The 15,023-nt window shown below is 53.1% G+C and carries 8 protein-coding genes; 6 read left to right on the forward strand and 2 right to left on the reverse strand.

From position 1 onward, the window contains the following. Positions 1-385 precede the first annotated feature (385 nt). The gene (locus WBG83_RS04190) at positions 386-6,424 is read left to right on the forward strand and encodes a bacterial Ig-like domain-containing protein (protein WP_336742957.1); all 6,039 of its coding nucleotides are present in this window, start codon (positions 386-388) and stop codon (positions 6,422-6,424) included. 660 nt (positions 6,425-7,084) lie between these two features. Continuing rightward, positions 7,085-7,750: a pectate lyase gene (locus WBG83_RS04195; RefSeq protein WP_442955787.1), complete on the forward strand. Its 666-nt coding sequence runs from the start codon at positions 7,085-7,087 to the stop codon at positions 7,748-7,750. 264 nt (positions 7,751-8,014) lie between these two features. Here the strand turns inward: WBG83_RS04195 and WBG83_RS04200 are convergent, their stop codons facing one another. Continuing rightward, positions 8,015-8,305: a DUF3817 domain-containing protein gene (locus WBG83_RS04200; protein ID WP_336742959.1), complete on the reverse strand. Its 291-nt coding sequence runs from the start codon at positions 8,303-8,305 to the stop codon at positions 8,015-8,017. A gap of 205 nt (positions 8,306-8,510) precedes the next feature. Between WBG83_RS04200 and WBG83_RS04205 the strand changes: the two genes are divergently transcribed. After that, positions 8,511-9,503 carry a polysaccharide deacetylase family protein gene (locus WBG83_RS04205; RefSeq protein WP_336742961.1) on the forward strand — a complete coding sequence of 331 codons (993 nt, stop codon included), beginning with the start codon at positions 8,511-8,513 and terminating at the stop codon, positions 9,501-9,503. A gap of 87 nt (positions 9,504-9,590) precedes the next feature. Further along, positions 9,591-10,400, forward strand: a complete 810-nt coding sequence (racE, locus tag WBG83_RS04210) for a glutamate racemase (protein ID WP_336742963.1) — start codon at positions 9,591-9,593, stop codon at positions 10,398-10,400. 321 nt (positions 10,401-10,721) lie between these two features. Here the strand turns inward: racE and WBG83_RS04215 are convergent, their stop codons facing one another. Continuing rightward, positions 10,722-11,684 (reverse strand): helix-turn-helix domain-containing protein, encoded by a 963-nt coding sequence (locus tag WBG83_RS04215; RefSeq protein WP_336742965.1) that lies wholly within the window; start codon positions 11,682-11,684, stop codon positions 10,722-10,724. Positions 11,685-11,820: 136 nt separating this feature from the next. On the opposite strand from WBG83_RS04215, the gene pyk reads away from it, so the two are divergent. Continuing rightward, positions 11,821-13,236, forward strand: coding sequence for a pyruvate kinase (gene pyk, locus WBG83_RS04220; protein ID WP_336742967.1), 1,416 nt, complete (start codon positions 11,821-11,823; stop codon positions 13,234-13,236). 349 nt (positions 13,237-13,585) lie between these two features. After that, positions 13,586-14,788 carry a M14 family zinc carboxypeptidase gene (locus WBG83_RS04225; protein ID WP_336742969.1) on the forward strand — a complete coding sequence of 401 codons (1,203 nt, stop codon included), beginning with the start codon at positions 13,586-13,588 and terminating at the stop codon, positions 14,786-14,788. Positions 14,789-15,023 lie beyond the last annotated feature (235 nt).

A 15,023-nucleotide genomic window follows, 5' to 3' on the forward strand; every position in this document is an offset into this window, starting at 1 on the left:
CAAAAAACACCCTGTTAAATCAAGCATACCCCGGTTAAAACCGGCATACCGCACACCGAGTTTAATGATTATAGGTGTTATGCGCGCCACGGGAGTAGTTAAATCATGTTCATAGGATGTTATAAGGAAGTAAAGTACGATGGGGGTAGATTTTTCGGTAGACCTCGGGACAAAATCTCAGATTACAGCCTCGTGTGCAGAAGAATATATTTTTAGACGAATCGTGTAAGCGTTTCATTTTGTTGTCGATGCATGGTTCATTTCCGATTTGCCTCAGCCTTCGGGATGAGGTTCCTTTTCTTCTGTGAAGCACCCAAAGGATGAATCCAGATCAGCTTCCGGGAGTTTTGCCGGAACTACACTGTTTCAATGGAGGGAGAACGTATTGTTTAAAAAACAAAAACGATGGATGGCATTCATGATGAGCTTGGTTCTGCTCTGTTCCATGCTGCCGGTGCCTGCTTTTGCAGCCGACGACATGATTGCCATTCCGGACAACAGCGAGTGGAAAGGCAGCGTCTTTGGAGATGTTGGCGGACAGGATAAAATCACGGCGTCCAATTTTACCATTAAAGAAAATGGGGATGGCACGGTTACGCTGCGAAGCGGAAGCGACCGGGGGAAAATCGCCGGTACGACGGAAGGGATTGCTTATTATTATCAAGAAGTCCCGGACGGTGTAAATTTTGAACTGTCCGCGACGGCAAAGGTGGACAGCTGGACAGCGAACAATCAGGTGTCCTTTGGCGTTATGGCCCGCAGCAAGGTTGCGGAGAATACCAACTTCGGCGTGACCGATGTGGTTTACGCGACTTACTTCAGCAACTATGTGGCTGTGGGAGCATTGGAGCAGTCAATGAAGGGCTTTTACAGCGAAAATAACACGCAAGTGAAGGCAGGCTACGAATTTGATCAAGCCAAGCCGGCCGCAGGTAATACATATGACTTGAAGCTGAAGCGGGTTGGAAGCAGCTACGTGCTCAGCATCGGTGACGAGATGCAGGTCATTGAGGATTTGCCGGTCGATATCGGGTATCTGGGCTTGTACACGGCTCGGAACACGAAGGTGACTTTCAGCAATGTGAAGCTTCACGTGGATGACCAAACTCCGCTGGGCGCTTGGACGTTCGCGGCATTTGGCAGCAATACGAGTGCATCGAACACGCCTGAGCCGACAATGAATGAAGACGGTTCAGTTACCCTTTTGGCCAAAAATGGCAAGCTGGCAAAAAATAATGAAGGAATGGCTTTTTATTATAAAGAAATTCCTGCAGATGCAAATGTAGAGATAAAGACTACGGCAAAAATTTCTAGTTTCAATGCAAATAGCAGCAGTCCTGATAATCCTAATCAGAAATCATTTGGTTTAATGCTCAAAGATTTCATTGGAACGGGTTCAAGCACACATACTTCCAGTTATGTGGCAGTTGGTGGTTTTGGAGGCAGCCCGAATCTGACCCGAGCATTCTATAAGCAGAGCGGGTCCGATTATACCTTGTTTGATTTAGCTGGCGTCAATGCTCCGGCTCCAGACGAAACCTACGATTTTAAAATTAAAAAGTCAGGCAGTGCTTACGTCGTTACTGTGAACGGAGTAAGTAAAGAATTCGTGCTAGACAACCTGCTCTCCGGCACGGATTATGCGGGCTTCTATGTTGCGCGGGATGCTGAGGTGACATTTAGCGATTTCAGCGTTGTGGCGGATTCGAGAACGCCGGATCATTTGTTGGTGGATGCTTCGGCCATGAAAACGAAATATTTCCCGGGACAGCCGCTCGACCTGTCAGGCTTGAAGGTTGAAGCTGTATACGGGGACGGAAGCAAAGAGGCATTGTCTCACGTCGAGTATATTGCGACGGGCTTTGACAGCAGCTCCGTGGGTGTGAAGCCGCTGACGATTCATTTTAACGGCGCGGCAGAGACCATCTCGAATGTGGAGATCATTCCGCTAACTGTGACGGACATGCAAATTCATTATTACCCGGCAAAAACAGCCTATTATCCGGGCGATGCTTTTGATCCGGAAGGCTTCAGCGTGATTGGCGAGTACAATGACGGCTACATCACGGAGGAGCTGACCGGTGACAAATACGAGTTCTCCATTCCGGGGGCGACAGTAACTGATGATACGTACGTATTTCATACGCCGGGAACACAAACGGTATATGTCCATTCCACGGAAACGCCGGGCATGTTCACATCTTTTGATGTAGAGGTGAAGAATGTTACCTTGACCGGCTTGGAAATCCGGCAGCAGCCGCAAAAAACATTGTATTTCCTTGGAGAAGCTATCGACCTTGACGGCATGGTCGTCTATGCGAAATATAGCGACAACTCGGCAGTACGGCTGATGAAGAACGAGTACACGGTTTCCCCGCTGGATACAACGGCGGCTGGCAGCAAGCAGGTTACGATTACGCACAAAGCAGAGCAGGCGGTTCTCCAGCTGCAGGTGAAAGAAAAAGAATTGACCGGTATGGAGGTCAAGGATTATCCGCAAACGACGTATAACGTCGGGGATGCGTTTAACGCGTCCGGTCTTGTGGTCGTCAAGGTGTTTGACAACGGAGATACGGAAACGCTGGCGGCCGGCGAGTATACGCTGGATTCGTCCTCCTATGACAGCAGCCAGGCAGGAACCTATGTGCTGCCAATTGCGCCGGCGAATGCGCAGCTGGCGCCGATTTCGCTGACTGTTACCGTGAGAGAAGCGGTTCAGCACGAGTGGAAAACGATCCGGTTCGGACAATCCACAACGACGGATAAAAACTATGTGGAAAAAATCGGTAATGATATCCGGCTCGTCGCTCTGGAAGGCGGCGGTAAAATAACGGAGGATCACGACGGGATTACGTTCTACTACACGGAGCTTGACGCAGCCCAGGACAACTTCGAGCTGTCGGCCGATATCAAAGTCGTGGCTTATGCAAAGGATCCGCATGACGGGCAGGAGTCGTTCGGAATTATGGCGCGGGATGTGATTGGCACCGCGGGCGATTCCAGTGTATTTGCTTCGAACATTGCCGCCATCGGCGGCTTCAGCGGCGGAACGAAGAATACGAACGGAACCCAATTTTTTGTACGGACAGGTGTAGAATCTTCGGATGGCGCAGGCAGCAAAGGCATTCAGAAAACCATGCTGAGCTCCGCGAAGCCGGTCACTTCCAATACGTATCCGGCGGCGGATTACAAGCTGACCTTGTCCAAAACGAACAGCGGCTTTACCGGGAAGCTGAACAACGGCAGTGAAGAGATTTTTTATGTGCCGGACATGTTGAGCGTTCAGGACTCGAAGATGTATGTCGGTTTCTATACTGCGCGTCTGGCAACAATGGAAGTAAGCAACATCAGCTTGAAGGTTACAGCGGCGCAAAGCGATGCGCCAAAGGTGGAAGCGCCGAAGCAGCCGGTTACGCCGACCTTCAGCATTGTATCCCTGGACCAGACTTCCAGTTCTGATTATTCTTTTATGGTGAAATCCAATGTCAACGGCATTGTTACAGTGAAGCAGGGACTGAATGTCATTGCGCAGGATCAGATCGTGGAAGCAGGCAAAATAACTTCGGTTCCGGCTGTGCTGAATACAGGCAAAACCAATTTCAGCGCAACGTTCCTGCCCGACGATACACAGTATTTGTCCTCCTACGACAAACAGGTGCAGAACTTTACGGTTGAGATGAAATCTTATGCCGCAGGCGGGGATATTTATGTCGCTCCGACCGGAACAAGCGCCGGTGCGGGCACTTCGGCATCACCGCTTGATTTGGACACAGCGATTGCTTTTGTTCAGCCGGGGCAAAAAATTATTGTTCAGGCCGGCACATATCTGCGCAGCGCCAAGCTGGATATTAAAAAGTACAACGACGGTACCGCTGAGGCTAAAAAATATCTTGTAGCCGCTCCAGGCACAAGACCCGTCATTGATTTCAACAAGAAATCCGAAGGCGTTGTATTAAGCGGGAATTACTGGCATGTGAAGGGGATCGACTTTGCCCGTTCCGCAGCCAATACGAAGGGCTTTACAGTCGGCGGAAATTATAACATTGTGGAATTGAGCAGATTTTATGAGAACGGGGATACGGGTCTCCAAATCAGCCGTACGGATGATGCCTCTGACAAAGCGCTTTGGCCGTCCTATAACCTGATTTTGAACAGCGATTCCTTTGACAACCGCGACCCGTCCGATAATAATGCCGACGGCTTTGCCGCGAAGCTCACGGTTGGGGTGGGCAACATTTTCCGGGGCACCATCTCTCACAATAACATTGACGATGGCTGGGATTTGTACACCAAAGCAGGAACAGGCGCAATCGGCGCAGTCCTGATTGAGGACAGCATCGCGTATAACAACGGCTTCCTGACGAACGGCACGGTAGGCGCCGGGGATAAAAACGGCTTTAAGCTCGGCGGTGAGGGAATTCATGTGCCCCACATCATTCGCAATAGCGTGGCGTTCGGCAACGGCGCTTATGGCTTCACAAGCAACAGCAATCCGGGCGTGATTGCCCAGGATAATATCGGCTTCAACAATGAGCGAGGGAATATCAGCTTCACCACCTACGGTGCGATTCCGACCGATTTCACGATTGACGGCTTTGTTTCGTACCAAAAGGACTATACGGCGGCAGATTCGTACCCGGCGGCACTGAAATCCGACAACAACTTTATGTTTAACGGGACGGCATCCGTCAACAAGTCCGGTGTTCAACTGACAGACGCTAACTTTGAAAGCCTGACTCCGGTCATCCCGTATTCGCGTGATGCAGAGGGCAATATTATCTGGGGGAGCTTCCTGAAATATATTGCTCCGCAAGGCGGTGTTGAGCCGACGGAAGAAGCCCCGGCCGCCCCGGCCGCTGTAACGGCTGCAGGCGGGAAAAATGCAATCAGTCTGACATGGACGGCTTCAGCGGATGCGGACAGCTATAATGTCTACCGCAGTGAAGCCGAAAGCGGCCCGTATACAGAAATCGCAAGCCAAATTGCGGCAGGTGCTTACAACGACATCGGTTTGGGTAACAGCGCAAGGTATTATTATGTGGTTACGGCAGTGAATGAGCACGGGGAAAGCGAGTACTCTACAGCAGCTACAGCCGTGACAAAAGCGAGAGAAAGCTCCTCTGGCAGCAGCGGAAGCAGCGGCGGCGGAGGAACGTCTGCTCCGGACAGCGGCCAATCGGTAGATACGTCCAATGAAGGGGCGATCATTTCCGGCAATGAAGTTAAAGAAACCCTGGATGGCAAAACAGGTGTTAAAGTCATTGTGACCGCAGATTCGCTGAAAAAGGCATTTGACGCCATTCAAAATCATCAGGGAAGCGGACGCCACATTACGGTCGAAGTCAGCGGCAGTGAAGCTGTGACGAAGGTAGAGCTTCCGGCCCAGGCAATGGTGGATGGAACCGCAGCTGTTTCAGGGACCGTACTGTCCATCGTAAGCAGCGGAGCGTCGTATCAATTGCCGCTTCATGTACTGGATATTCCGGCACTGAGCGGACAGCTTGGGGCGGATATCGCCAATATGACGATTACCGTGACCTTCGAGCAGGTATCCGGTTCAATCCGCGATGCCATCGCAGAGAAGGCGCAGGCAGCCGGAGGAACGCTGCTTTCTGCACCGGTTGATTTCACCGTTACAGCGGAGAGCGGAGGGGCTGCCGTTCCGGTTCGCGATTTCGGTACGACCTATGTGGCACGGACGATACTTGTGAACGAGACGGCGGACTATGACCGGCTGACGGCGGTATGGTACCATCCGGTTACAGGAGAATTGACCTTCGTACCTGCTGTTTTCGCCAATGTGAACGGTAAGACGGAGGCGACAATCAAGCGTCCGGGTAACAGTACCTATGCCATTATTCGTTCTTCCAGAACGTTTGAGGATCTACAAAGCCACTGGGCTCAAAAGGATGTCGAGCTGCTCGCTTCCAAGCTGGTCGTTCAAGGGGTTACTGACGGCAGCTTTGCCCCGGATGCCCGAATTACACGCGCGGAATTCGCAGCGCTGCTAGTCAGAGGCCTGGGCTTGAATGAAGAAGCTTCGTCCCGGTTCTCTGACGTTGCTTCTCAGGATTGGTTTGCTGGCGCTGTCGGAACAGCGGTCAAGGCTGGGCTTGTAGACGGCTTTGAAGACGGAACGTTCCAGCCGAATGAGAGCATTACAAGAGAGCAAATTGCGGTGATGACAGTGCGTGCAATGAAATTTGCCGGCAAAACCGTGCCAATCGATGCGAAGCAGCTGGATAAGTTCAGCGACAGTCACCTGCTGCGCACGTGGTCCAAGGATGCTGCTGCTCAGGCGGCGGCAGCCGGAATTATTAATGGTGTAACGGATACTACCTTTGTGCCGGGAGCGAATGCAACCCGCGCTGAGGCGGCAGTGATGCTGAAACGCTTTTTGCAGGTGGAGCAGTTGATAAATTAAGTGCGTTCTGCCGAACAAGGCGAGCAAAGAGTAGGAGCCACTTCCTTCGCAATGAAGGAGGGGCTCCTTTTTTTCGCATAGAAGCAGACGGCTGCTGCGATCCCGCGGGGACAAGGCCGTTCTTATGCAGCTTCTTAGCGGTCCGGACTTTCAAGAAATGGATTATCGAGAAAAGGGACTTTTATGTGGTTCTGTTTGCCTGGTCGAATGCACTTTGCAGCGGGGATCTTATAAGATTATGCAATCGACCGAACGCCGTTCTGCAGTGAAACACTGGGCCGGGGCCGAGTTGCGTTGCCAAATCAATTGTCATGTATATTGAAGAATTGGATATAACTTCAAATTACCAATGAAAGTAATCATTTCTTCATCTTCATGACCGCCTGCGGTCGATGTGACGAAATGATTATTTCGGTCACACCCCGGGTCGGGTACATTAGTTTCAGGTACAGCCGAAAGACGAAATTCGCCGGTTGTATCCACCGCAAGAAGCGAAGCGGGGAGTACGCTTGGCCCCGCAGGCTGCAAACGTCCGGCGCAAGCCGCCGAAGCAGGCGCAAAATAAGCGGCAGCGAAAGGGGGGGGGATTCAGCAGCTTTATTCGTTTGCAGTCCGCAGCCAAAACAAATTTCATTTGAAAAGGATGGATGAATCGTGAAAATGAAAAAAATGTTGGGTTTTGTTTTATCCACAGGCTTGGTTTTGACAACGTTTGCCGTGCTTCCCGTACATGCTGCCACCACAGTAAATTCGACCATTGTCGTCAAGGCCGGGGAGACATATGACGGAAAAGGCGCTACCTTTGTCGCTAACCCGAGCACGCTTGGCGACGGCAGCCAGGCCGAGAATCAGAAGCCGGTGTTCAAGCTGGAGGCGGGCGCAACGCTGAAGAACGTTATTCTGGGGGCTCCTGCGGCCGACGGCGTACACTGTTACGGAAACTGCACGATTTCTAATGTCACTTGGCAGGATGTGGGCGAGGATGCGCTGACCCTCAAATCCGCAGGTACGGTTAATATTACCGGCGGCGGAGCATACAAAGCATACGATAAGGTGTTCCAAATGAATGCCGCTGGCACCATCAACATCAAAAACTTCAAAGCCAACGATATCGGCAAGCTGGTTCGCCAAAACGGCGGAACAAGCTACACGGTCAATATGACACTCGACAATTCGGATATCTCGGATGTGAAGGACTCCATTTTCCGGACGGACAGCAGCACCAGCCAGGGCAAAATTACGAACACCCGTTATCACAATGTGCCAACGCTGTTCAAGGGCTTTGCTTCCGGCAAAACAAGCCAGTCCGGGAATACCGCTTACTGATGTAATCCGCCTATACGATGCCTGCGCAGCATAAGGCCGCGTACACGCAGGCGCTGCAAGAACAAACCGGCTGAACCGGTTTCGTATTCCCAAGCGCCGGGATGCCACGGGAAAACTAAAAACGTCTCCTTGTCCGATTCGGGCATGGGGACGTTTTGTGTTTAATACACATAGATGATACCGAGGCCGGTGCTTACTCCGGCTTTACTCCTCTAAGCAGCAGAAGCGCCTGGCTTCGCGGAAGCTGTCGGGCTGCCGGTTCAACTAGCTGCTTTTGCGCAGACGGGCATCGAAGACGAAGGTTCCGAAGGGCAGGAAGGAAGCGATAAAAGCGCCCGTAATTCTGAAAATGTGCCAGCGGTGGGCTACGCTCACCACGAGCAGGGCTGCCAGATATAATACAAACAGCACCCCGTGAGCCATACCGACGTACTTCACCGCGTACGGCCAATCAGCCCAGTATTTCAGCGGCATCGCGATAAAAAGCAGCACTAGAAATGAAATTCCTTCCAGCAAGGCGATGGCGCGAAAGCTTCCCAATGAACCTTTAAGCATATACGAAGTTCCTCCCCCAATGTCAATCTGTTTGATCACACCCATTATATACGAAAACCCCCGGACAAGGATCGACTTTGAGAATTGTTCGCAATACGTTCACTTTTCGACAAGGGTGATAACCGGCTGATAAACGCCTGATTTGTCGCTGGACGGCAAGGAATTCGCCGGAGCGCGTCGAATTAATGATGCAGAGGTGAACAGGATGAACAAATCAACAGCAACGCTGGTTTCTCTTACGCTGGCAATGATGCTCGCTGCCGGCTGCTCGGCTGCAACCGGATCACCGCCTGACAAGCCGCTGCAGGGGGCTTCCGAAGGGGCCGCTCCGAGTCCGGGCCCGACGCCGCAGCCGACGGCAACAGCGCAAAGCACGCCGGCAGCAACAGCTTCTCCTACGCCAGCACCGTCGCCTTCATCGACACCGGTGCCTCCCCCATCGCCGACACCGGCGGCAACGCCGGCCGCGACGAAGCAGCCGCAAACGGCATCCGCTTTACCGGAGAACAAGGCATTATCCTGGTACTACGTGAAGAAAGGGAAGGGCATCGTGCCTACATTCCCGAATGAAACCAAGTCGTTCCCGGAGCGCTACAAAGCCATTTGGGTGGGGGAAGGCAAGAAGGTGTATTTGACCATCGATGCCGGAGGCGACTTGGGCGATACAGCGACGCTGCTTGAAGCGCTCAAGGATAATGGGGTCAAAGCGAATTTCTTCATTGCTGGCTACAACATGAAGGCCAATCCCGATTACATTCGCCAGCTGGTGGCGGACGGGCATCTTGTGGCGAATCATACGATGACGCACGGTGATTTTACCCAAATGTCGGATGAGAAAATAAAGAAAGAAATTACGGATTTCGAAGCGCTGTTTAAGGACATTACCGGTCAGGATGTCGTCAAATATTTCCGTTTCCCGTACGGGAAATATACGCCGCATCAGCTCGGTCTCGTATCGGATATGGGCTATACGTCGGTATTCTGGTCGACCGCCATGCGAGACTGGGAGCCGCGCAAGAATGGCGCAGAGGACCCGTACAACGATATTATGAACGGCCTCCATGACGGCAACGTGATTTTGATGCATGAGGGGTCCAAGGAAAATATCGAGGCGCTGGACCGGATTGTTCGCGAGGTGAAGAAGGCCGGCTATGAATTTGGGCTTGTCAGCGATCTGAAGTCGAACACGGAGAAATAGGCGGGGGTACGTTTTCATACAGCCGGACATATGCTAACATGGTAGCTGTGTTTCTCCCATTCCAACATAGAAAGAAGCGTAGAGCACGTGCAGCAAGCGATAGCGATCCTGGATTCAGGGGTAGGCGGCTTGACGGTGGTCAAGGAGGTTATGCGCCAGCTTCCGCAGGAGAAAATCATTTATTTCGGGGATACGGCCCGTACGCCATATGGCCCAAGGCCTTATGACGAAGTGCAGCTGTTTACCCGGCAAATCGTGGATTATTTAATTCAATTTGACCCGAAGATGCTTGTTATTGCCTGCAATACGGCGACAGCGGTAGCACTGAACGATATACGCGCGCGCGTCAATATTCCCGTCATCGGCGTGATTCATCCCGGGGCGCGTGCGGCGATTAAGGAGACACGGCATCAGGTCGTTGGCGTTATTGGTACGGAAGGCACGATCAAAAGCGAGGCCTACCAAAAAGCCCTGGCTGAAATCTCGCCGACCGTCCAGGTACACAGTCAAGCCTGTCCGCTGCTGGTGCCGCTGGTGGAGCGGGGCCAGTTCGATGGCGACGAAACGGGACGAATTGTCCAGGAATCCTTGGAGCCGCTTATGGGCCGGGGACTTGACTGTCTGATTCTGGGCTGCACCCACTATCCGTTCCTCGCCCCGTTAATCAGCGAGGTGATGGGACCGGATGTGACCATCATCAGCTCAGCCGACGAAACAGCGCGGGACATCAGCGCCATTCTGAATTTCCACAATCAACTGGCGCAGGCGAATGAAATTCCGATTCATCAGTTTTTTTGCAGCGGCGAGCCGCAAATGTTCAAGCGAATCGCCCAGCTGTGGCTGGATGAGCAAATTAATGTTTCTCCTGTTGTGTGGCAAGTCCCGCATTATTTCTAAACCGCGGCCGAGGTCGCAGCACATCGTTGCCATAGCCCCGTTTTTCAGCTTCTATCGCGGCCTGCCGAAGGTCCGTTGAAGCGGGAGACGGGGTTTTTTATTGCGGCCTGTTGACCGTTATGATCGATAGGGGACATTGGTGCTGGCAACTGCACGATCAAGGAGGTATTTCAGTGACGGGCGTCTGCAGTCCGGGGAATACCAGAATAATCGATATCACCGGTAACCACGCGCTGCCTGTAATCGCCCCTTCGCGGTGTTTTGCCCATATGACGCTGGGCCCGGTCGGTCATATTTGCGCATCTGCCGGGAGCAGCGGGCTTACCTGACCGGCTCCTTGACGATTTCGGAGGGGGTCCGGCCGACAATAGCCTTAAACTGCTTGTGAAAATAAGACGGATCACAGTAGCCGAGCTGTTCGGCAATATCGGCAACGGTCAGCAAAGAATGGCTCAGCAAATAGACGGCGGTCTTCATCCGCTGGGCATGGACATAGGTGCTGATCGTCTGCCCGGTGGAAGCCTTGAACAGCGCAGCTGTGTAGCCGGGGCTTTTGCCGATGACGGCGGCCAGGGTATCCTTCGTAATTTTTTCCCGGATGTGAGTCTGAATATGGCTTTTCATCAGCTCTATCATCCGCTGCTTGGTTCCCTGCAATCGTCCGGCATCCAGCTCGCGGTTCCAGTGCGTCAATGTCTCCAGCAGCAGAGCCGCGCACATGGCTTCCTTGTACGGGAGTCCTTCCTGCCATTCCTGATGTATGAGACGAAGGCGGTAGTGAAGCAGCTCATATTTGCCGGTTTTGAATGTGGTGTAGCTTTGGGTGGCCAAAATCGGCAGCAGGAACACCGAAAGCCCGGACGCGTCAGCGGCAGGCTTGTCATGTCCTCGGGCAGCGCCGGAAGCGCTGGAAGCGGCGATTTCAGACGGGGACAGGCGCGGATCGGTGCAGGGCGACGCAGCTTCGCCATTAGGCTGCCCGATGCGCGAATTAGAGGAAACGACTCCGGATTCAGCAGCTGCGCCGGATGCATCCGCGCCGGTGAGCCTGAAGGTGACGACGATTTTCTCATGAAGCTGGCCGGGTACGCTTTTACCGTAAAAATGCAGCTTGTCTGAAAGAAGCAGCGTGTCCCCTTTTTCGAGCAAAATTTTCTCCCCGTTTATCCAGTATACACATTGGCCGTAGCTGACGAGAACGAACGACCAGACCGGCTGTGCGGGGTTGGCCTCGTTATGCCAATTAATCTCTTTATCATGACGGACGGACAGTACTTCCAGCATGTTGGTTCACACTCCACAAAAATTAATAGGACTATTATACATATATCGTACTATAATTCATAGCACAATTCGACAATCCTCGTTAAAATAGAGCATATAAGTAACCATTCCGGACAACCAGGAGGAACACCAACTGATGAGAAAGACAAAAATTATTTGCACCATGGGCCCGGCCTGTGACTCTGTACCGATTCTGAAGGATTTGATTCATGCCGGCATGAGTGTGGCGCGGATGAACATGGCGCATGGCGATTTGGATCAGCATGCCGGCCGCATTCGCAACGTCCGCCAGGCGGTAGCGGAAACAGGAACGCCTGTCTCGATTTTGATGGATATTAAAGGACCGGAAATTCGTATCGGCCTGCTGAAGGAAGCTTCCTACGAGCTGAAGACCGGCGGGATTTTGACCCTGACCACAGAGCAGGTGGACGGGACGGGCGAGCGCATCTCCGTGTCGTATCCGAAGCTGACCGAGGATGTACAGATCGGCTCCCGCATCCTGCTTGATGACGGCTTGATTGAGCTGGAAGTGGAAAACATCGAGAATACGGAAATGGTGTGCCGCATCCTGAACGGCGGTATCATTAAACCCCGCAAGGGCGTCAACCTGCCGGGCGTAAAAACCTCGCTGCCGGGCGTGACGGAACGTGACGTAATGCACATCAAATTCGGTGTGGAGCAGGGCGTAGACATTATCGCCGCTTCCTTCGTGCGCAAGGCTGCGGACGTGCTGGAGGTCCGCCGTTTGCTGGAAGAGCTTGGAGCGGACCATGTTCAAATCGTATCCAAAATCGAGAATATGGAAGGCGTCGACAACCTGGACGAAATTCTGGAAGCGTCGGACGGCCTGATGGTAGCGCGCGGCGACCTTGGCGTAGAGATTCCGGCTGAGGACGTGCCGATTGTGCAAAAAGAAATGATCAAAAAATGTAATCTGGCAGGCAAGCCGGTTATTACGGCTACTCACATGCTCGATTCCATGCAGTACAACCCGCGTCCAAGCCGTGCGGAAGCAAGCGACGTTGCCAATGCCGTGCTCGACGGCTCCGATTGCATCATGCTGTCCGGTGAAACGGCTGCAGGGAAATATCCGGTACAATCCGTGGCGATGATGGCGACGATTGCGGAGAAAACCGAGTCGACGCTGAATCATACGGAGCTGCTTGCCCGTAAGCGCGCGCAGCATTCCACCAACATCACAGAGGTCATCAGCCAAGCGGCCGTAGGCGCATCGCTGGATTTGGATGCCAAAGCGATTATTACACCGACGGAAACCGGCTTTACCGCACGGATGGTGGCGAAGTACCGCCCGAAAGCGCCGATTGTGGCGATTACGAAGCACCCGAAAACACTGGGCCGCTTGTCTATGCTGTGGGGCGTTATCCCTGTGCTGGGCGACAATGCGCCGTTAATTGACGATGTTGTTGAATCGGCGATCATGAATGGCCGCAACAGCGGACTCGTTGGCGACGGGGACCTCGTTGTCGTATGCGCGGGCATCCCGATGGGGCAAGCCGGTGCGACCAATATGATTAAAATCGAGCAGCTGTAATGGACAGCCCTGACGGAAGGCCGGTGCTAGAGGCTGCCGGAGAAGTCGGTATGGAGTGGAATCGCAGATAGAGACCGATACTTACAGGAGACAGCCGGTTTTTCGCAGGAATCCAATTCAGATAGCAGCCCTTTGCGGAACGAAGCGTTCCGCGGGGGCTGTTTTAGTTTTTATCCGTTTGGCGTATTCTGTGTCCGATTTTATTTTGAACATACAGCGGGTACAGGGGGCGGCTCTATCGTTTCCTCCTTTCGTTTCTATTTCGCCTCCGTCTACGCAAATTCGGCATGTGTCCCGGCAATCCGGCATATGGCTTAAAAGGTGTGATTTTTCGAGGAGGGGGAGGACGATGGCATTTTCCTATGTAGTCCAGCCCGGGGACACCTTATACCGGATTGCGCGGCGGTATGGCCTGAACGTTCCGTCGATTTTGGCGGCAAATCCGTCGCTTCAGGAGAATGTGTATTTACAGCCGGGCCAAGTCCTTACCGTTCCGGCTTCGCATGGAAGCACTTATGTCATTCAGGCCGGGGATACGCTGTATGACATCGCCAGGCGGTTTACGATTTCTCTTGCCGCTCTGCAGGCTGCTAACCCGGGAATCGATCCCGTCCGGCTGCGTATCGGACAGACAATTGTGTTGCCGCCTGCCCGCGGGGAGCGTATTGTCGACATCGGCAATGAATATGGCTATGCGGAGATGAATGAGGATATTCGACTGCTGCTGCAAAAGTACCCGTTCCTGCAGGCCGGCATGATCGGCCAAAGTGTGCTCGGCAAGCCGATTCCGGTCATCCGCATCGGAAACGGGGAGAAGCAGGTGCATTATAACGGCGCGTTCCACGCCAATGAATGGATTACAACGCCGCTGCTGATGCGATTTATTGAAGAGTATGCGGACAGCTACCAGAATCAGACGAGGCTGCGCGGCCGGGACATGGCCCAGCTGTATGCGGAAGCCTCCCTGTGGGTGGTGCCGATGGTAAATCCGGACGGCGTGGAGCTTGTGCAGGAAGGGGCGCAGCCTGGCAATCCATACTACAGCCAGCTGCTGGAATGGAATAACGGCTCGGCGGATTTCCGCCGCTGGAAGGCCAACATCCGCGGTGTCGACTTAAACGACCAGTTTCCGGCCCATTGGGAAATTGAACGGGATCGGCGGGCGGTGGAGGGGCCGGGTCCCCGGGATTATGTAGGGCCGTTTCCGCTGTCAGAGCCGGAGTCACAGGCCATGGCGAATTTTACGAATCAGCATTCCTTTCGGCTCGTTATCGCGTTCCATACCCAGGGGCAGGAAATTTATTGGAATTATCGGGATTTGGAGCCGCCCGAATCGAAAGGGATTGCCGACCGCTTCGCTGCTGTCAGCGGGTATCGGGCTGTGAAGCTGACGGGCAGCGATGCCGGATACAAGGACTGGTTTATTCAGGAGCTCCGCCGCCCCGGCTTCACCGTGGAAGCGGGATTAGGCATTAATCCGCTGCCGGTCAGCCAGTTTAACGGCATGTACGATGATGTAATCGGAATTCTCCTCGAAGGACTCAAGGCATAGCCTTGCGTCTTTTTTTATCAAACCGGATAGGATTAGCGCCACATTCAATCTTATTTCCGCCGCTGCTTACCGGCAGCCCTTTTTTGAAAGCAAATTTTGGGGTAAAATAAGAAAAACGCCGAATGGGAAATTGTGATCTGATTCGCCTCGGGGCGTATGGACAATGCTTCCATTCGGAATTTCACGCCAGCTCTCTTTCCTAGCTGTATGCCGGAAGAGAGCCGCAAGCTGCAAT

It is taken from the genome of Paenibacillus sp. y28 (assembly GCF_037137075.1).
Classification (GTDB): domain Bacteria; phylum Bacillota; class Bacilli; order Paenibacillales; family NBRC-103111; genus JBBBNV01.

Excerpts from the sequence above, each read along its gene's own strand:
- WBG83_RS04200 (WP_336742959.1), bottom strand. The coding sequence starts at position 8,305 with ATGCTTAAAGGTTCATTGGGAAGCTTTCGCGCCATCGCCTTGCTGGAA.
- pyk (WP_336742967.1), top strand. The coding sequence starts at position 11,821 with ATGAGAAAGACAAAAATTATTTGCACCATGGGCCCGGCCTGTGACTCT.
- WBG83_RS04195 (WP_442955787.1), top strand. The coding sequence starts at position 7,085 with ATGAAAAAAATGTTGGGTTTTGTTTTATCCACAGGCTTGGTTTTGACA.
- WBG83_RS04205 (WP_336742961.1), top strand. The coding sequence starts at position 8,511 with ATGAACAAATCAACAGCAACGCTGGTTTCTCTTACGCTGGCAATGATG.
- WBG83_RS04225 (WP_336742969.1), top strand. The coding sequence starts at position 13,586 with ATGGCATTTTCCTATGTAGTCCAGCCCGGGGACACCTTATACCGGATT.
- WBG83_RS04215 (WP_336742965.1), bottom strand. The coding sequence starts at position 11,684 with ATGCTGGAAGTACTGTCCGTCCGTCATGATAAAGAGATTAATTGGCAT.